17 protein-coding genes and 4 tRNA genes are annotated in these 17466 nt (G+C 66.2%); 7 read left to right on the plus strand and 14 right to left on the minus strand.

Annotated features, from left to right (window positions below; genetic code table 11):
• Nucleotides 1-340: 340 nt before the first annotated feature.
• The 9 genes from pdxT to VLI63_RS01260 form a co-directional block, all read right to left on the minus strand.
• Nucleotides 341-943, minus strand: a complete 603-nt coding sequence (gene pdxT, locus VLI63_RS01220) for a pyridoxal 5'-phosphate synthase glutaminase subunit PdxT (protein WP_409155078.1) — start codon at nucleotides 941-943, stop codon at nucleotides 341-343.
• The gene (gene pdxS / locus VLI63_RS01225; protein WP_409155754.1) at nucleotides 933-1838 is read right to left on the minus strand and encodes a pyridoxal 5'-phosphate synthase lyase subunit PdxS; all 906 of its coding nucleotides are present in this window, start codon (nucleotides 1836-1838) and stop codon (nucleotides 933-935) included. The genes pdxT and pdxS overlap by 11 nt, the downstream gene beginning before the upstream one ends.
• 86 nt (nucleotides 1839-1924) lie before the next feature.
• Entirely contained in the window at nucleotides 1925-2458 is a 534-nt protein-coding gene (locus VLI63_RS01230; protein ID WP_409155755.1) for an HIT family protein, read from the minus strand.
• 37 nt (nucleotides 2459-2495) lie between these two features.
• Nucleotides 2496-4412, minus strand: coding sequence for a threonine--tRNA ligase (gene thrS / locus VLI63_RS01235; RefSeq protein ID WP_409155756.1), 1917 nt, complete (start codon nucleotides 4410-4412; stop codon nucleotides 2496-2498).
• Between the two features lie 192 nt (nucleotides 4413-4604).
• Nucleotides 4605-5093, minus strand: coding sequence for a hypothetical protein (locus tag VLI63_RS01240; RefSeq protein WP_409155079.1), 489 nt, complete (start codon nucleotides 5091-5093; stop codon nucleotides 4605-4607).
• A gap of 229 nt (nucleotides 5094-5322) precedes the next feature.
• Nucleotides 5323-6039, minus strand: a complete 717-nt coding sequence (locus tag VLI63_RS01245) for a hypothetical protein (RefSeq protein ID WP_409155080.1) — start codon at nucleotides 6037-6039, stop codon at nucleotides 5323-5325.
• 154 nt (nucleotides 6040-6193) lie between these two features.
• Nucleotides 6194-6265: transfer RNA gene (locus tag VLI63_RS01250), tRNA-Val, on the minus strand.
• A 30-nt stretch (nucleotides 6266-6295) separates the two neighbouring features.
• Nucleotides 6296-6366, minus strand: a tRNA-Cys gene (locus VLI63_RS01255).
• A 46-nt stretch (nucleotides 6367-6412) separates the two neighbouring features.
• Nucleotides 6413-6484 (minus strand) — tRNA-Gly (locus VLI63_RS01260).
• 120 nt (nucleotides 6485-6604) lie between these two features.
• On the opposite strand from VLI63_RS01260, the gene VLI63_RS01265 reads away from it, so the two are divergent.
• Nucleotides 6605-6677: transfer RNA gene (locus VLI63_RS01265), tRNA-Val, on the plus strand.
• Here VLI63_RS01265 and VLI63_RS01270 read toward each other — a convergent pair.
• The gene (locus tag VLI63_RS01270) at nucleotides 6637-7458 is read right to left on the minus strand and encodes a YqjF family protein (protein ID WP_409155757.1); all 822 of its coding nucleotides are present in this window, start codon (nucleotides 7456-7458) and stop codon (nucleotides 6637-6639) included. The two genes, VLI63_RS01265 and VLI63_RS01270, sit on opposite strands and share 41 nt — an antisense overlap.
• A 23-nt stretch (nucleotides 7459-7481) precedes the next feature.
• On the opposite strand from VLI63_RS01270, the gene VLI63_RS01275 reads away from it, so the two are divergent.
• On the plus strand, nucleotides 7482-8381 hold the full coding sequence (locus VLI63_RS01275; protein ID WP_409155081.1) for an alpha/beta hydrolase fold domain-containing protein: 900 nt from the start codon (nucleotides 7482-7484) through the stop codon (nucleotides 8379-8381).
• 6 nt (nucleotides 8382-8387) lie between these two features.
• Here VLI63_RS01275 and VLI63_RS01280 read toward each other — a convergent pair whose 3' ends face one another.
• A complete protein-coding gene (locus tag VLI63_RS01280; RefSeq protein WP_409155082.1) occupies nucleotides 8388-9437 on the minus strand; it encodes a hypothetical protein in 1050 nt (349 codons plus the stop codon).
• A 172-nt stretch (nucleotides 9438-9609) separates the two neighbouring features.
• Nucleotides 9610-10881, minus strand: a complete 1272-nt coding sequence (locus tag VLI63_RS01285; protein ID WP_409155083.1) for an ammonium transporter — start codon at nucleotides 10879-10881, stop codon at nucleotides 9610-9612.
• A gap of 272 nt (nucleotides 10882-11153) precedes the next feature.
• Between VLI63_RS01285 and VLI63_RS01290 the strand changes: the two genes are divergently transcribed.
• On the plus strand, nucleotides 11154-12287 hold the full coding sequence (locus tag VLI63_RS01290) for a Na+/H+ antiporter NhaA (protein WP_409155084.1): 1134 nt from the start codon (nucleotides 11154-11156) through the stop codon (nucleotides 12285-12287).
• A 34-nt stretch (nucleotides 12288-12321) separates the two neighbouring features.
• Here VLI63_RS01290 and zapE read toward each other — a convergent pair whose 3' ends face one another.
• Nucleotides 12322-13347 carry a cell division protein ZapE gene (gene zapE / locus VLI63_RS01295; RefSeq protein ID WP_409155085.1) on the minus strand — a complete coding sequence of 342 codons (1026 nt, stop codon included), beginning with the start codon at nucleotides 13345-13347 and terminating at the stop codon, nucleotides 12322-12324.
• A 163-nt stretch (nucleotides 13348-13510) separates the two neighbouring features.
• On the opposite strand from zapE, the gene VLI63_RS01300 reads away from it, so the two are divergent.
• The 3 genes from VLI63_RS01300 to VLI63_RS01310 are packed head-to-tail and all read left to right on the plus strand — an operon-like array spanning nucleotide 13511 to nucleotide 15600.
• A complete protein-coding gene (locus VLI63_RS01300; protein ID WP_409155086.1) occupies nucleotides 13511-14410 on the plus strand; it encodes a sulfurtransferase in 900 nt (299 codons plus the stop codon).
• A 39-nt stretch (nucleotides 14411-14449) separates the two neighbouring features.
• On the plus strand, nucleotides 14450-14890 hold the full coding sequence (locus VLI63_RS01305) for a SufE family protein (protein WP_409155087.1): 441 nt from the start codon (nucleotides 14450-14452) through the stop codon (nucleotides 14888-14890).
• Nucleotides 14887-15600 (plus strand): dihydrofolate reductase family protein, encoded by a 714-nt coding sequence (locus VLI63_RS01310; RefSeq protein WP_409155088.1) that lies wholly within the window; start codon nucleotides 14887-14889, stop codon nucleotides 15598-15600. The genes VLI63_RS01305 and VLI63_RS01310 overlap by 4 nt, the downstream gene beginning before the upstream one ends.
• Before the next feature lie 9 nt (nucleotides 15601-15609).
• On the opposite strand, the gene VLI63_RS01315 is transcribed toward VLI63_RS01310, so the two are convergent.
• A complete protein-coding gene (locus tag VLI63_RS01315; RefSeq protein WP_409155089.1) occupies nucleotides 15610-16794 on the minus strand; it encodes an alpha/beta hydrolase family protein in 1185 nt (394 codons plus the stop codon).
• A gap of 22 nt (nucleotides 16795-16816) precedes the next feature.
• On the opposite strand from VLI63_RS01315, the gene VLI63_RS01320 reads away from it, so the two are divergent.
• Nucleotides 16817-17416 carry a DUF3000 domain-containing protein gene (locus VLI63_RS01320; protein ID WP_409155090.1) on the plus strand — a complete coding sequence of 200 codons (600 nt, stop codon included), beginning with the start codon at nucleotides 16817-16819 and terminating at the stop codon, nucleotides 17414-17416.
• Nucleotides 17417-17466: the final 50 nt, after the last annotated feature.

A 17466-nucleotide genomic window follows, 5' to 3' on the forward strand; every position in this document is an offset into this window, starting at 1 on the left:
GTGGTATTTCCCAAAGCGCCGCACAATGCACAGAGCGTGCTGGCTGGGGTTGCGCGCGCCTGCGAAGCCCACCTCGCCCGCCTGCGAAGCCCACCCGCGCTCCTGCGCAGGTCACTCGCACTCCTGCAAGCGCCATCCGCGCTCCTGCGCAGGTCACTCGCGCCGCTGTAAGCGCCACCCGCGCTCCTGCAAGCGTCATTCGCACTCCTGTGCGCGCCATCCGCGCTCCTGCAAGCGCCATCCGCGCGCCTGCAAGGGTCACACCGGGCCGTCGCGGACACACCGGGCCGGCGCGCCGGCCCGCCCCGTCCGAAGCCGCCCGGATTGCCGGGAACCGGCCCTAGCGGACCCCGCGCACCCGATCGAGGAAGTACTCGTGGAAGCGGGTATCGCCCGTCATCTCGGGGTGGAACGAGGTTCCGAGCAGGTTGCCCTGCTCGACCGCCACCACACGACCGTCCTCGAGAGTCGCCAATGCCACGACCGACTCCCCCACCCGCTCGACCACCGGCGCGCGAATGAACACCGCGTTCACCGGCGGATCTCCGAGGACGGGGATCGACAGGTCCGTCTCGAAGGAGTCGCGCTGCGATCCGAAGGCATTCCGACGCACCGAGATGTCGAATCCGCCGAGGCTCTGCTGTCCGGCGATCGCGTCCAGCACCCGGTCGGCGAGCATGATCAGCCCGGCGCAGGTGCCGTAGACCGGCAGGCCCGCACGGATGGCGTCCTTGAGGGGATCCGCGAGTCCGAACATGCGCGACAGCTTGTCCATCACGCTCGACTCGCCGCCCGGGATCACGAGGCCGCCCACTAGGGCGAGCTCTTCCGGGCGGCGGATCGCACGAGCATCCGCTCCGAGCGATTGGAGCACCGCGATGTGTTCGCGGAAATCGCCCTGGAGCGCGAGGACTCCGACTATCGGGGTCTGGCTACCAGCCACGTTCGGCGAGGCGGTGCGGAGCGGGAAGGTCTGACACGTTGATTCCCACCATCGCTTCACCGAGGCCGCGCGATGCGGCCGCCACTACCGAGGGGTCGTCGAAGAAGGTGGTCGCCTTCACGATGGCGGCGGCACGGGCTTCGGGGTTGCCCGACTTGAAGACGCCGGAGCCGACGAAGACGCCGTCGGCGCCGAGCTGCATCATCATCGCGGCATCCGCGGGGGTGGCCACGCCACCGGCGGTGAACAGCACGACCGGGAGCTTGCCGGTGCGAGCGATCTCCAGCACGAGCTCGTAGGGCGCCTGCAGCTCCTTGGCCGCGACGTAGAGCTCGTCGTGGGTCTTCGCCGCGAGGGCGCGAATCTCAGAGGTGATGGTGCGGATGTGCTTCGTGGCCTCGGAGACGTCGCCGGTGCCGGCTTCTCCCTTCGAGCGGATCATCGCGGCGCCCTCGTTGATGCGGCGGAGCGCCTCACCGAGGTTCGTCGCTCCACAGACGAAGGGAACCGTGAACGGCCACTTGTCGATGTGGTTCACGTAGTCCGCCGGCGAAAGCACTTCGGACTCGTCGATGTAATCCACGTTGAGGGTCTGCAGGATCTGCGCCTCGACGAAGTGGCCGATGCGCGCCTTCGCCATGACGGGGATCGAGACCTCGGCGATGATCGAGTCGATGAGGTCGGGATCGCTCATGCGGGCGACTCCACCCTGGGAGCGGATGTCCGCGGGAACGCGCTCGAGCGCCATGACCGCGACGGCCCCGGCGTCCTCTGCGATACGGGCCTGCTCTGCGGTGACGACATCCATGATGACGCCTCCCTTGAGCATCTCGGCGAGCCCGCGCTTCACGCGGCTCGAGCCAAGGTTTTCGGTGCTGCTGCTGCTGGTGGTGATGTCGGTCACTTCTCGCCTCTCTGATACTTCGCAGGTGCCGCGAAGCGACCCCATTCTAAGCCGGGGATACTGAGCGTTGCCGTGGGTTACGGGCGCGGCCAGGCCGCGGCGACCTCGGCGCGCACATCGCCGAGAAGTCGGGGCATGGCTTTGGTGCCCGCGATGATCGGGAAGAAGTTCGAATCCTGCGCCCACCGGGGCACGATGTGCTGGTGGAGGTGTTCGGCGATTCCCGCACCGGCGATGCCGCCCTGGTTCATGCCGATGTTGAATCCATCGCAGTTGGCGGTGGCACGCAACACCCGCATCGCGATCTGGGTGAGTGCCGCCATCTCGGTGACCTCCTCCTCGGTCGCATCGTCATAGCTCGCGACGTGCCGGTACGGGCACACCAAGAGGTGACCGGCGTTGTAGGGGAAGAGGTTGAGAAGCACGAAGCAGGTCTTCCCGCGCGCCACGATGAGGGCCTTCTCGTCGCTCATCGACGGCGCGACGCAGAACGGGCACTCGTCTTTGTGCGGTTGCGGTCCAGCCTTGATGTAGACGAGACGGTGAGGGGTCCACAGTCGTTGGAAGGCGTCGGGGACCGCGGCGAAATCCTCCGCTGACTCGATCTCGATGCCCTCGAATTCCTCGGGGCCGTAGCTGCCGGGCACCTCAGACCTGTGCCCGGGTCGCTATCGCCGTGGTGATCCTCTCGATCGCTTCCGCGATCGGCACGCCGTTGTCCTGGTGGCCGTCCCGATAGCGAAAGCTGACGGCGCCGGCGGCGCGATCCTCTTCACCGGCGATCAGCTGGAACGGCACCTTCAACTTGGTGTGGGTGCGGATCTTCTTCGGCATCCGGTCATTCGAGTCGTCGAGCTCTGCTCGCACTCCGGCCTCCCGCAACTGCCGGATGACGTCACCGAGGTACTCCTCGTACTGCTCCGCCACCGGGATGCCGACCACCTGCACCGGCGACAGCCAGACCGGGAAGGCGCCGGCATAGTGTTCGAGCAGGATGGCGAAGAAGCGTTCGATCGAGCCGAGGAGGGCACGGTGGATCATCACCGGCTGCTGACGGGTGCCATCGGCAGCCGTGTACTCCAGCCCGAAACGTTCCGGCTGGTTGAAGTCGAGCTGCACCGTGGAGAGTTGCCAGGTGCGCCCGATCGCGTCCCGAGCCTGCACGGAGATCTTGGGGCCGTAGAAGGCCGCGCCGCCGTGGTCGATCACGAATTCAAGTCCGGATTCGGTGGCGACCTGGCGGAGGGTCTCCGTCGCGTCGTCCCACGCCTGATCGGTGCCGACGGACTTCTCGGGGTCGCGGGTGGACAGCTCGAGGTAGAAGTCGTCGAGACCGTAGCCGCGCAGGGTCTCGAAGACGAAGTCGAGCTGGCTGGAGATCTCGCCCTTCACCTGCTCCGGCGTGACGTAGATGTGCGCGTCATCCTGGGTGAGTCCGCGCACGCGAGTCAGGCCCGACAGTGTCCCGCTCTTCTCGTAGCGGTAGACGGTGCCGAACTCCGCCAGGCGAAGGGGAAGCTCGCGGTAGCTGCGTCCCCGTGCGCGGAAGATCAGGTTGTGGAACGGGCAGTTCATGGGCTTGAGGTAGTAATCCTGGCCCTGGCGGGTGACGTGACCCTCGTCATCCACCTCTTCGTCGAGATGCATCGCCGGGAACATGCCGTCCTTGTACCACTGCAGGTGCCCGCTGGTCTCGAACAGGCTGCCCTTGGTGATGTGGGGTGAGTAGACCTGCTCGTAGCCGTTGGCGATGAGCCGGTCGCGCATGTAGTTCTCGATCTCGGCCCGGATGATTCCGCCCTTGGGGTGGAACACGGCGAGGCCGGATCCGATCTCCTCGGGGAAGGAGAACAGGTCGAGTTCGGCACCGAGCTTGCGATGATCGCGCTTGGCCGCCTCCTCCTGCCGCGTGAGGTACGCGCGCAGGTCGTCCTTCGTTGCCCAGGCAGTTCCGTAGACGCGCTGGAGTTGCTTGTTCTTCTCGGAGCCTCGCCAGTAGGCCGCGGCGCTCCGTGTCAGGGCGTAGCCATTGCCGATCATGCGGGTGCTCGGCAGGTGCGGACCGCGGCACAGGTCTTTCCAGACCGTCTCCCCGGTTCGCGGGTCGACGTTGTCGTAGATGGTGAGTTCCGCACCGCCGACCTCGACGGCTTCGTTGTCGTCGGTGCCGCCGGCGCCCTCCGTCGGATGCCCCTTGAGACCGATGAGTTCGAGCTTGTATGGCTCGTTCGCGAGCTCGGCCCGAGCTTCCTCCTCGGTGACGACCCGTCGAACGAACCGCTGGCCCGCCTTGATGATGCGTTCCATGACCTTGTCGATGGCCTTGAGGTCTTCCGGGGTCAGCGGGGTCTCGACATCGAAGTCGTAGTAGAAGCCGTCGGTGATGGGCGGCCCGATGCCGAGCTTGGCCTCCGGGTTGATCGACTGAAGCGCCTGAGCGGCCACGTGGGCGGCGGAATGGCGCAGGATGCTGAGCCCGTCCGGGGACGAGAGCAGCACCGGTTCGACGATCTCGCCCTCGCTGACGGATGCCGCGAGATCACGCAGTTCCCCTCCGACCCGCATCGCAACGACCTGGCGATCGGTAAAGAGCTCGAACCCGGTGGTCGCCTCCGCCGCCGTGATCGACTCGAGGATGGGCTCGTTGCCGGCGGGCGAATCTGACACGACGGATGTCTCCTTGGGTTGGACAGAGTCTGCGCCGAGGGGCGCGACAGGGGTGTCTCAACTTTAGCGTCGTGCGGTGGCGGGGCCCGGTCAGCTCAGGAAGATGCGCCGTCCCCGGCTGCGGCGCTTGACGGCCCGGGCTATCGCCGCGGCGATATCCGCCGAAGCGACGGCAGCGAACTCCACCGGCGACGCGATGACGGCGGCGATGCGTTCCGCTCGGGCCGCATCCGGAATCCGCGAGGTGGCCACGAGAACCGTTCCGTTGGACTGATCTCGCACCGGAAACCAGTTCTCGGAGAGATAGACCTCGTCGGGCCACTGGTCTACGAGGTCGTGGTCCACGTGGGTGCGGGCGAGATTGAGCACCGGGAGGTTCCAGGCGCGCGCGAGCACCGATCGCAGCGCTACGGGATCCAGGGCTCCCTGCGAGACGAGCAAAGCGTCGACCGCGGTTCCGGAGAGCGCACTGTCGACCGAAGCCCGGGCGAGTTGCTTCGCCGAAACCAGGCCAGAGGCAACAAGAAGATCCGCAAAAGCGGCGCGCTCGGCGAAGGAGTCGTCGCTTTCCGGGTTCATGTACCCCAGTTTCGCGAAACCTGTACCCAATCGCCATTCCCCACTAGGTGGGACAGAACGACCTGTCATTGTGATGGAGCGTTAAATGCGTAAGGCCCCGAATCGAAATTCAGGGCCAGCGCTCGCTTTGCCGAGACCAGAGCATATCGACGATAACCGCTGTTCAGTACTTCCTGTTCAAGCGGTGTTGGCGGCAGCAGATTGCCCCGATTCCAGTCCCATTTCCGCTTTACAGAAGCAGTTCAGGTCGCACCACTTCGTTTCTGATGATTTTTGCTAGTTCGTCAACGTCGGGGTTGAAACCACTAGTTCGACGTATCTCTTTGCGAACAGCATCAAGTACAGGATCCGTGAGCAGAACGTCCGAGAGGGACTTCGGCGCAGTGGCAGCTTTCCGCTTCCAAAGCTCATCGATCGTTCCCCGCTTCAGAGCTTGCCGATGGAGGTAGAGCAAGCCATCGATCTTCTTCGCGATCGGCTCCTCACCCAAGATGTCGACTTCTAGCGCGAGATGAGTCGCCACCTGTTGACCAGTCTTGGCGTACACGTGATAACCCTGCCAAACCTGCCCATTGGTCAGCATGATCCACTCAAGGCCTTCCTTCACCGCGTAGGTCTCGACCTGGCGAAGGTGCCGAACATTGAGTTTCTGAGCCGCCCGCTTCACCTCGATAAAGGCAACCAACTGCTTATCGATCCGGACACCGTAGTCTGCGAACTCACCCCTGACTGCGAATTCAGTGGTCAAGTCGTCGAACTTGTCGTAACCCAATCCTTCGCAGAGGAAGTCAGTGACCAAAAGCCGGGTGTCGCCTTCATTGGCGTCTCGACTCACGATGTCCTGAAGCGGCTTGCTGAACCTTCGGATTGCCGATCGGATCGAATCCCGCGCATCTTGCTCCCATTTGGGAGCAGTAGATTTTTTTGCAACCGCAGCGTCAGACAACAATTCCTCCTCCGGCGCGCCATCCGCCCCTCGGGCCGAGCCTATCGCCCAACTTTTGATCCCAGTGCTCAAAAGCCGCCCATTGCATTCGACCCATGAAATGCCCATACAAAACAAAACCCCCGAAATCACGAAGATTCCGGGGGTTTTTCTGTGAGCGATACTGGGATCGAACCAGCGACCTCTTCCGTGTCAGGGAAGCGCGCTACCGCTGCGCCAATCGCTCAAACATGTGTGAAGTTATCTTTGCCCTTCGAGGTGGCGACGGGATTTGAACCCGTGTGGACGGCTTTGCAGGCCGCTGCCTCGCCTCTCGGCCACGCCACCGTGCATGACACTTTCGAGTCACATACAGTGAAAACTACTTCACTCGAGCGGATGACGAGATTCGAACTCGCGACCCTCACCTTGGCAAGGTGATGCGCTACCACTGCGCCACATCCGCACTGCTCGCATTTCTGCGTGCGTCCATGACTCTAGCCGATGCCCGGTGTCTCGCCAAACCGTGTGACGGAACGGCGTGGCGTCGTGAACGGTCGCCGGATATGGCAGGATTGGCGAGTCAGGGCGATTGGCGCAGTTGGTAGCGCGCTTCGTTCACACCGAAGAGGTCATCGGTTCGAGTCCGGTATCGCCCACAATATTTCCTGGCCGTGCAACAACGCCTGGCAGCCCGAACCTGCCACGCTCGGGTGCAGTTATCGGTTGCGCTCCGCTGAACTGGGTGAGAACCCCCGGTGAGAACAGCACGGAATCCGGCGCCCGGTCCGTGATCCCCGGCAGTCCCGCTGCGGCAAGCAGGGCGTCGTCGAGTTGGACGAGTTCCGCCGTGAAGAGCGGCCATGCACTGTGTCGATTCGCCTGCACCGCGGTCTTTCCGCCCCGCCCGACGAACAGCCGCCAGCGTGCGGTCAGAAAGTCGGCGAGCGGGTCATCCACCACTGGGACGCCGGATGCCCGGCTCACGATCCTCGTGCTCGGGCCGCCGCCGCCGATGCGCTTGCTCGCATAGCGATACTCCTGCCCCTCGCTTCCGAAGTCAGCGGATGCCCAGTAGTACGGGAGTCCGAAGACCGCGCGTGCGGCGACGACAGCGGCAAGCCGCGATGCTTCGAGGGAGGCGAAGACGACGCCGCGACGACCGAATTCGTCCACCCCGTAGAGGCGCACGTTGACCTCGGTGAAGGTGCCGAAGTACGGGACGGACGGCCCTCCGAAGAATGCCGAGCCGACCATCCGAAACGGAATGAGCCCGACCCAGGAGCTGCCGTCGAAGATGTCGGGAACGATGCCGGGCGGGAGTAGCGGCGCTACGACTGCGGCATCCACTCTCCAGTGCAGGAAGGTGAGATCGGCCCAGAACTGCTGGAGCACCGGGCGCCCCGGAAGAATCGGCGCTGTCTGCGAGATCGACTCCACGAGTGCCAGCTTATGCTTGCCCCATGTCGAGTCTTGCCAGTCGCCTCATGCCCGCCGTCATGACTCTCCGGGGATCGAAGCGGATTTTCTCCTCCGCCGATGCCATGAAGCGCAAACTTGCCCGTCAGGCCGCCGGACGAGCGCCGAATTCGCGCCCCCCGGCTCGACTGGCGAAGACCGTGGACATCCGCGAGCTCAGCATCGACGGCTGGACGGTCTACGAGATCAGTCCGAAGGGAAAGACGCCTCCGCGCCGCGCCCTCTACCTCCACGGCGGATGCTACGTGTTCGAGATCGCCCTCCAGCACTGGCTGTTCGTGGCCAGGCTCGCCGTGGAGACCGACACCCGATTCCTCGTGCCGATCTATCCGCTGGCACCTGCTGAGACTGCTGACACCATCGTGCCGAAGGCCACGGCTCTGGCGTCCGCCCTCATCGACGAGGTCGGCGCGCGTAACACCAGTATTCTGGGCGATTCGGCCGGAGGGGGTATGGCCCTCGCGGTGGCGATGCAACTGCGCGACCGGGGCATCGAGGCCCCCCACAGCACGGTGCTGATCTCACCCTGGCTCGACATCACGGGCACCGATCCGCAGCTCGCGGTGATCGCGCCCCATGACCCGTGGCTCGCAGTGCCCGGTTCGCATTTCGCCGGGGGCGTCTATCGCGGGCCGCTTTCCGAGACGGATCCCCGGGTCAGCCCGATCTACGGAGAGCTCAGTGGGCTCGGCTCGCTCACGATGTTCAGCGGCACCCGGGACATCCTCAATGCGGATGCCACGAGGTTCCTGTCCCTCGCGGATGCCGCGGGGCTCACCGTGGACTACCACGAGGTGCCGGAGATGATCCACGTGTTCCCGATCCTGCCGATCCCCGAAGGCACCGCCGCCCGGGCGGTCGTCGCCCGGTCGATGGTCGACTAGCGAGCGCTAGACCTCCGGCGACGAGTCGGCGGAGTCCGGGGACGGCCATCGGCGGGAGAGCCATCCCAGCACGGCGCCCACCGCTCCCCCACCCGCCACCGCTAGCAGGACGATCGTGAGCTGCCCGAAGGCGAGCTCGGGCTGGCCCGTGTAGATGTAGCCGATATGGGTGCCGAACGCGCCGAGCAGCACCGCGCTGATCGCGGCGCCAAGGGCGAGTGCCGTGGCTGGCCAAGTGCGCACTCGCTGCGGCAGGAGCCCGATGACGGCCCCGACGATCACCCCGATCGCGGCGGCGAGCGGTGCCGTAACGAACGCACAGGCGGGCACCACTGCAGCCATGCCGGCCAGGAGGCCGACGACGATCCCCGATGACGTCGTGCGGCCGAATCGCAGACGCTCGACGAGGGATGCCGAAACGGCAGCCAGCGCGGGCATCACGAGCGCGCTCACCGCGATCACCGGCACCATGTCGTCGGCCGCGAGCTCGAGCCCGACCACCCAGCCCACTCCGGCGATCCAGGCCAGGACCGCGGGGATGAGCACGCGCCATCCACTCATCCGGGCGGGTGCAGGGATCCGTGCGGGTACAGCAGCGACCTGTGCACGCCCGCGAACCAGGGCCGTGCCGAGAGCGACAGCGCCGCCACCGACCAGGGTCGGCACGCCTCCCCCCAGGTCGATCACTCCCAGCTGGGTTCCGAAGGGGTCGAAGCTCGTGGCAAACACCGTCCACGACAGCGGCAGGAAGACGAGCGCGGTGGAGACGGCGGCCAGACCCAGCCTGCGGGGCGTGGAGTGCGACCGCAGAAGCGAGGTCGACAGCGTGGCGAAGAGCGCCCCCAGCGCGGCGAGTGGCCCGATCAGGAGAAGCGGCAGCACCAGCAGCTGCAGGAAGCACGCCAGAGCGACGATTGCGCCTCCGACCCCGGCGATGAGCACGGTGCGGGCCCAATCCACCGCAGCAAAACGGTTCTCGACGACGGCGAGAAGTGCGGTCACGGCGAGGATCGACACGATGGCCAGTGCGCTGAAGCCCAGGCTCACAGCATCCATTCGACGCCTTTCGCATCGGGCGCCCCGGTGGCGTCGTCGCAGCCAAGACTAGGGGCAGCCAAGACCAGGGGCAGCCAAGACCAGGGGCAGCTAAGTCCATGGGCACCCAGAACCACGGGCACACAGAACAGGGCGCCGTCCCGAAGGACGACGCCCTGTTTCTTAGACCGGGTTAGACCGTCTCGAGGGCGTAGCCCTCCTCACCGTGGACGATGGTGTCGACGCCGGCGACCTCATCTTCGTTGGTGATGCGGAAGCCCATGGTCTTCTGGATGACCGTGCCGATGATCCAGGCGAGTCCGAAGGAGTAGATCCCGATTCCGAAACCGGCCAGAGCCTGAACGCCGAGCTGCTTGAAGCTGCCGGTGTCGATGAGGCCGATGCCGCTACCGAAGATGCCGATGTAGAGCGTGCCGAGCAGTCCACCGACGAGGTGGATGCCCACGACATCGAGTGAGTCGTCGAACCCGAGCTTGAACTTCAGGTCGATCGCGAGGGCACAGACGGCGCCGGCGAGGATGCCGAGCACGATCGCCCATCCGGGGGTGAGGATGTTACAGGCCGGGGTGATCGCGACGAGTCCGGCGACCGCACCGGAGGCGGCACCGATCGAGGTGGGCTTACCGTCCTTGACACGCTCGACGATCAGCCAGCCGAGAATAGCGGCGGCGGGGGCGGCGAGGGTGTTGATCCAGGCGATCGCAGCGACGCCGTCGACGGCAGCCTCGGAGCCGGCGTTGAAGCCGAACCAGCCGAACCACAGCAGCGCGGCACCGAGCAGCGTCAGCGGCACGTTGTGTGGCTTGGACATACCCTTCTGGAATCCGACGCGCTTGCCGAGTACGAGTGCGAGCGCGAGACCCGCAGCACCGGCGTTGATGTGCACCGCGGTACCGCCGGCGAAGTCGTTGACTCCGAGGACGTGCGGCGCCCAGCCGTCGGTGAGGTTGAACACCCAGTAGGCGACCGGGAAGTAGACCAGGGTGGCCCAGACTCCGGCGAAGACCATCCACGGGCCGAACTTCGCGCGGTCGGCGATAGCTCCCGAGATGAGGGCGACGGTGATGATGGCGAACGTGGCCTGGAAGCCGGCGAAGGCGAGCCCCGGAAGGTCTCCCGTCATCGCGCCGTCCTTGCCGATGCCCACCAGCTTGCCGAGCCCGAAGAGGCCAGAGGGGTTACCGAGCCAGCCGCTGATGAGCGGCGGCCCGAAGGAGAGGCCGTAGCCGTAGAGCACCCACAGCACGCCGATGAGGCCCATAGCGCCGAAGCTCATCATCATCATGCTGATGACGCTCTTCGCGCGCACCATCCCTCCGTAGAAGAACGCGACCCCGGGGGTCATGATGAGCACGAGAGCCGCTGCTACGAGAAGCCAGAGCGAGTTCAGGTTGGATGTTATGCCGTCAGTCGTGGCATTTGTAAGGACCGACAATGCGACCATGGGTGGGGTTGCCTCTCTCTATAACCGAAGGACTCCCGCGTGGCATTTCGCTCAGGGCCTGGAATCAGGCTGCGATTCGGGATCCGCCTCGGGGATGGGGCAAGTTTGGTGGGCCGATATTTCCACGAGCGTGTCCCCGTGTTTCTCCGTTGTTACGCACTGAGCGTCAATGTAAACATCGTGTTTCCGAAGCCTTAGCGCCGGGATGGAAGGGAGAGAGCCGCCCTCGCGACTCTCCCTCGTAGACTTCTGGAAATCCGATCGGGGGCACGATGACATTTCTCCGGAGCGAGCGCTACGCCGCCTTTCTGCTTCTCGGTGCCGCGATTCTCGGTGTCATCCTCGCCAATTCCGCGCTGGGTCCCGGCTTGCAGGGCCTGCGCGACCAGCATCTGCCCGTGCCCTGGCTCGGCCTGGATCTCTCCGTCGGTCACTGGGTTACTGACGGTCTTCTCGCCGTCTTCTTCTTCCTCGCGGCCATCGAACTCAAGCACGAACTCACCCATGGGGAGCTCGACAGTGCCGGGAAGGCCCTGGTCCCCACCTTCGCCGCGGTCGGAGGCGTCATCGTGCCGGCGGCGATCTTCCTCGTCATGGTTCCGGACCGCGAGCTCTCCCACGGCTGGCCGATCCCCACAGCAACGGACATCGCCTTCGCGCTCGGAGCACTGGCGCTCGTGGGTCGAGCGCTCCCCTCCCGCATCCGCGCCCTTCTGCTGGCTCTCGCGGTGATCGACGACCTGATCGCGATCCTGATCATCGCGTTCTTCTTCACTGACGACCTCCTGCCGCTGCCCCTGATCGCCGCCGTGCCGGTGATCCTGGTCTTCGGTTGGCTGAGCAGGCGAGTGCGATCGGCACCGATCGTCGCCGTGCTGATCATGCTCGGAATCGCCGCCTGGGTGCTGGTGTACCTCTCGGGCATCCACGCCACGATCGCCGGAGTCGCTCTCGGACTCGTCATGGCGGGCAAGAGCGCCGCGCGCACCCGGCACGCGCTCGAGCCCTGGAGCAATGGGATCATCCTTCCGGTGTTCGCCTTCGTCGCCGCACTCGTCGTGCTTCCCACGGTGGGCATCGGCGAACTCAGCCCGGTGTTCTGGGCCATCCTCGTAGCACTGCCGATCGGCAAGCTCGTCGGCATCACCGCCGGGGCCCTCGTGGCCAACCGGCTCGCTTCCGCACGTCACCGCGTGCCCTTCGGCGACATCACCGCGGTGGCCGGCCTCGGTGGCATCGGCTTCACGGTGTCGCTGCTCATGAACGAACTCGCCTATGCGAAGCAGCCCGATGTCGTGGTGGAGGGCACCCTCGCGGTGCTCATCGCCTCCGTCCTCGCGGCGGTCGTCGGCGTTATCCTCACCGCGATCCGCGCGCGGCACTACCGCTCGGTCGACGCGGCCTGACCGGCTGCTCGACAACGGGCGGGGGAAAGCCGGATCAGACCTGCCCGGCGGTCAAGGCGATGAGGCGCGACGCTGCCCGGAGATACTTCTTGCGGTACCCACCGGCGAGCATGTCCTCGTCGAAGACCTGGTCGATCGGGGTGCCGGTCGCGACAATGCGAACCTGGGCGTCGTAGAGACGGTCGACGAAGGCGACGAGGCGCAGGGCATCCGTCTGGTTGGAGAGCGGATGCACGTCGGTCAGCGCGATCGCGTCCACACCGTCGACCATGCGCACATACCGGGACGGATGCACCGTGGAGAGCAGGCGGATCACGGTGTCGAAACCGTCGACCGTCACCACCCCGGACAGCGTGTGGAGCGCGGCCGCGAGGTCGGAGTCGGCGGTGGTGGTGGCATGGCCCTCCATGTCGCGGCGACGATAGTCGAGCCCGTCGATGCGGAGGGTGGTGAAACGTGCGGCCAGCGCATCGATCTCGCGAAGGAAGTCCTGGGCGGCGAACCGCCCCTCGCCGAGCGCGTTGGGAGGGGTGTTCGAGGTCGCGGCGATGCGGGATCCGGAGGCGACGAGCTCCGAGAGCAGTCGCGACATCAACCGGGTGTCCCCCGGGTCGTCGAGTTCGAACTCGTCGATGCAGACGAGGGTCGCTCCCTTCAGCTGCGCGACCGCGCCGGCGTAGCCGAGGGCCCCCACCAGGGCCGTGTACTCGATGAAGGTGCCGAAGTATTTGCGACCGGGTGCGAGGTGCCAGAGGGCCGCGAGAAGGTGGGTCTTGCCGACTCCGAATCCGCCGTCGAGGTACACCCCGGGCAATTCGACCGGAGCCTTGCGCCGGGAAAAGAGACCGCCGCCACCCTTGGCGGAGAATCCGTGGGCGAAGTTCCTGATCGCCGCCACCGCACCGCCCTGCGAGGGATAGTCGCGGTCGGGCCGGTAGGAATCGAGCGTCGCCGTCTCGAACTGGCGCGGAGGCACCAGATGCTGCACCATCTCCGCGGCAGTGATCGAGGAGTCGCGGTCCACGAGGCTGCCTCGGGATATCACCTGTTCGGCGGTCACGTGTCGAAAGGCCCTTACGCTTGCGGAGGAGATGTGTCGAAGTCTTACGGAAACGACATGTCGTTCAGGTCGAGTGCGTAGATTCGATAACGGTCAGTTACGAGCCTAGCTCCCTGTCCACAGGCAAATCGCCGCCCCAGAGGGCGCAAACCGGAGGTACCAGATGACCGTCGCGGTCGACCCATCACCCACGTTCACGGAGTTCGCTCATCCCGGTCGTCTCGTCAGCACCGACTGGCTTCGCGCCAACCTCGGCACGCCGGGCCTCGTCGTCGTCGAATCGGATGAAGACGTGCTGTTGTACGAGACCGGGCACATTCCCGGCTCGGTCAAGATCGACTGGCATACCGACCTCAACGACCCGGTCGAACGCGACTACATCGACGGAGCACGGTTTGCCGCTCTCGTCGGCTCCAAGGGCATCGCTCGTGACAGCACTGTCGTCATCTATGGCGACAAGAACAACTGGTGGGCCGCCTACGCCCTCTGGGTGTTCTCCCTGTTCGGCCACGAAGACGTGCGGCTGCTCGACGGCGGCCGTGCCAAATGGGAGGCCGAGGGCGGAGAGTACGTCACCGAGACCTCGAAACCGACCGCGGTCGACTATCCCGTCGTGGACCGGGATGACTCGGTCATCCGTGCCTATAAGGACGATGTCCTCGCGCACTTCGGCAACCCGCTCATCGACGTGCGTTCACCCGAGGAATTCAGCGGAGAGCGCACCACCGCCCCGGCCTACCCCGAAGAGGGCGCCCTTCGCGCCGGCCACATCCCGAGCGCCCAGAATGTGCCGTGGGGCAAGGCTGTCGCGGAGGACGGCACGTTCCGCGCCCTGCCAGAGCTCGACGCGATCTATCGCACCGGCGCCGGCCTCGCCGACGGCGACGATGTGATCGCATACTGCCGCATCGGCGAACGCTCCGCCCACACCTGGTTCGTGCTCACCCACCTCCTCGGCTTCGAGGGAGTGCGCAACTACGACGGATCCTGGACGGAATGGGGATCGGCGGTTCGGGTACCGATCGTCAGGGGCTCGGAGCCCGGACCGGTGCCGATCCGCTGACAGCCGGCTGCACTCCGGCGGATGGAATACTGGAGTCCTATGACCACCAGCGCACTACCCGAGTCCCTCGCCCAGATCCGCGAGGATTTCCTCGAGCTCGACCAGGCCGATCGGCTCATCCTGTTGCTCGAATTCGCCAATGAACTGCCGGAGCTGCCTCCGCGCTACGCCGACCACCCCGACCTGCTCGAGCGGGTCGTGGAATGCCAGTCGCCCGTGTTCATCTTCGTCGAGGTAGAGGACGGCGGGATCGTGCAGCTGCACGCGACCGCGCCGAAAGAGGCTCCGACGACCCGGGGCTTCGCATCCATCCTCGCCCAGGGGCTCTCGGGACTCACCGCCCAGCAGGTGCTCGATGTGCCCGACGACTTCCCCCACACCATCGGACTCACCGAGGCCGTCAGCCTGCTGCGTATCCGCGGGATGACAGCGATGCTCGCCCGCACCAAGCGCCAGGTGCGCGAGAGGCTCGCCGCGTGATCGTGAGACGGCTGTTCCCGGAGGCCGGCCCGGCGATAGAAATCGAATCGCCGGATGCGCGGGCCAGTCTCGGCGAACTCTATGCGCTCGCGGGAGCCGAAACCCTGCGCATCAACCTCGTCGCGAGCGTCAGCGGCAGTGCCGCCGGCCGGGACGACACCTCGGAGACGCTGACCAATCGAGCGGATCGCAAGATCCTCGGTGTCATCCGGCGCGACAGCGATGTGGTGCTGGTCGGGGCCGCAAGCGTTCGAGCCGAGGGCTACCAACTGCCCCGCACCGCGCCGCTCGCCATCGTCACGAGCACGGGGGATCTCGGTGGGCACCGGCTCACCGTCGCCCCCGACCGGTTCACTCCGCTCGTGCTGTGTCCGGCCGCGGTCGCCGAGACCGCCAAGGCCGCACTGCCCTCGGCGGAAATCGTCGTCGTTCCGGATGCCGCGGGGCGCATGTCCGCCGTCGACATCGTGTCGGCCCTCCGTGCGCGCGGACTGCACCGGATCGTCTGCGAGGGTGGGCCTTCGCTCGCGGCGCAGATGCTCGGGGCCGGTCTCGTCGACGAGCTCTGCCTGTCCACGAGCCCCGCCGTTGGCGGGGTGTCGCTCCCCCTGCTCGGGACCGCCCCCATCGCCCCCCATCGGCTGGAGCTCACGCAGCTGCTCGTGGATGACACCAGCACGCTCTACGCGCGCTGGCGGGTGCTGGACTGAGGGCTCGCTCTACAGCGGCGCCGTGCGCAGCCAGTGGGCGATCGCGTCATTCCAGCGTGCGCGGTCGAAGTTCCACAGCTTCGTGTGGCCGGCGATAGTGAATCGCTCGTAGCTGACGATGTCCGGGCGGGCCGCCGCAAGGGCGAGCGAGGCTGTCGAGGGGATGAATCCGTCGTCATCGCTGTGCATGAGCAGAATGGGCACGTGCAGGTCGGCGGAGCGACGGACGAAGTCGAGCCGGGGCAGGTCGATCGGCACGTGCTGGCCGGTGAGCCGCCCAGCCCACTTGAGCCCCAGCAGCGCGATCACTCCCGTGCGAATCGGGTTCGGCAGTCCGAGCAGCTCGCCCTGGAAGCGCAGCGCAGTGACCCAGTCGATCACCGGCGAGTCCAGCACGATGCCCCGCACGACCCCCGCGAGCTCGGAACGGGTGAGGGTCTGCAGCACCGTCGCCCCTCCCATCGACCAGCCCATGAGCACGACATCCGTTGCACCGTGATCGATTGCGTACCGGAGGGCAGCCTCCACGTCGTGCCACTCCGTGTCGCCGAGGCCATACCGCCCATCCAGGCTCGGCGGGGCGTCCTCGTCGTTGCGGTAGGAGACCAGAAGCGAGGTGTAGCCGGCGGCCCGGAACACCGGGACCGCCCTCAGAGTCTCTTCGCGGCGCACCGCCCGGCCGTGAACCTCGATCACCCAATGCGTGCTCGGTCCCTCCGCCGGCACGAGCCAGGCGGGAGCGAGCCCGAGCTCCGTGGGGATGTCCACATTCTGGAACGGGAAGCCGAGGTCGGCGGGTCCGGTGTAGAACCACCCGCTGAACCGGCCACGACGTGCGTGAGCCAGATCCCCCCGGTCCACCGCGAGCAGTCGGCGGATGACGGTCTCCGGTGTCTCCGCGACGATGTCCCCGACCCGCGCGTGGCCTCCCCCGTCGGCGAAGAAGAGGCTGTACTCGCCCGGAAGGCGGGAATCCGCGGTCGACGACAGCGTGATCAGGTCTCCGGCGCCATCCACCGAGAGGATGCGGGTGTCCTCCGGTCGCCGCTTCGGAGGCGTGACGACCGTGCGCGCGACCACCAGCGTCACGCCGGCCACGGTCAGGGCCGCGATCGACCCAACGGCGCCCAGTGAAGCGACGACGACAGCACGCCACGGAAATGCTTTGACGGCGTGCCTTCGGGAATCTGCCACAGGGGAACTTTAGTCTTCACTCGTGCCCGAAAACGCCGCAGGTCAACCGGAGCCGGCCGCGTTCCGCGCCGCGCTCGATGCAGTCCGCCGGGCTTCGCTCCGTTCGGAGCTCGTGCTCACCGAGATTCCCTCCCCCTGTGGGGATCTCGCGCCGTACAGTGTCGCGCTCGCCGCGGATGTCACCCCGGCCCGGCACAACTCGGACTCCGATCTCGGCACCGGCCGATTCATCCTCCTCTACGACCCCTCCGCCCCCGAAGCGTGGGGCGGCGTATTCCGGGTCGTCTGTTACGCGCAGGCTCCGCTCGAGAGCGACATCGGCCTCGATCCCTTCCTCGCGGATGTCACGTGGTCCTGGCTCGTCGATGCGCTCGAAGCGCGCGGCGCGCAATACACGGCGGAATCGGGCACCGCCACCCGCATCATTTCCACCGGCTTCGGCGAACTCGCCGCGCAGGGGGACGGGGCGCAAATCGAGCTTCGCGCGTCCTGGACTCCCCTCGACGCCCACGACATCACCTCACATGTGGAAGGCTGGGGTGAATTGCTGTGCATGCTGGCGGGACTGCCGCCGGCTGTCGAAGGAGTGAGTGTGCTAGCGGCCCGCAGAGATCGGACGTGAGCGACACCGCAAGAGAACCGGTGTTTCTCGACGGTACGGAGCATCAGGGC

This window comes from Lacisediminihabitans sp. H27-G8 (genome assembly GCF_046156175.1).
Classification (GTDB): Bacteria; Actinomycetota; Actinomycetes; order Actinomycetales; family Microbacteriaceae; genus Lacisediminihabitans.

Bases quoted from the DNA above. Each gene is read 5' to 3' on its own strand.
- VLI63_RS01285 (WP_409155083.1), bottom strand. From the start codon at position 10,881: ATGGTCGCATTGTCGGTCCTTACAAATGCCACGACTGACGGCATAACA.
- VLI63_RS01300 (WP_409155086.1), top strand. From the start codon at position 13,511: ATGACCGTCGCGGTCGACCCATCACCCACGTTCACGGAGTTCGCTCAT.
- VLI63_RS01280 (WP_409155082.1), bottom strand. From the start codon at position 9,437: ATGGATGCTGTGAGCCTGGGCTTCAGCGCACTGGCCATCGTGTCGATC.
- VLI63_RS01305 (WP_409155087.1), top strand. From the start codon at position 14,450: ATGACCACCAGCGCACTACCCGAGTCCCTCGCCCAGATCCGCGAGGAT.
- VLI63_RS01290 (WP_409155084.1), top strand. From the start codon at position 11,154: ATGACATTTCTCCGGAGCGAGCGCTACGCCGCCTTTCTGCTTCTCGGT.
- VLI63_RS01240 (WP_409155079.1), bottom strand. From the start codon at position 5,093: ATGAACCCGGAAAGCGACGACTCCTTCGCCGAGCGCGCCGCTTTTGCG.
- thrS (WP_409155756.1), bottom strand. From the start codon at position 4,412: ATGCGGGTCGGAGGGGAACTGCGTGATCTCGCGGCATCCGTCAGCGAG.
- VLI63_RS01275 (WP_409155081.1), top strand. From the start codon at position 7,482: ATGTCGAGTCTTGCCAGTCGCCTCATGCCCGCCGTCATGACTCTCCGG.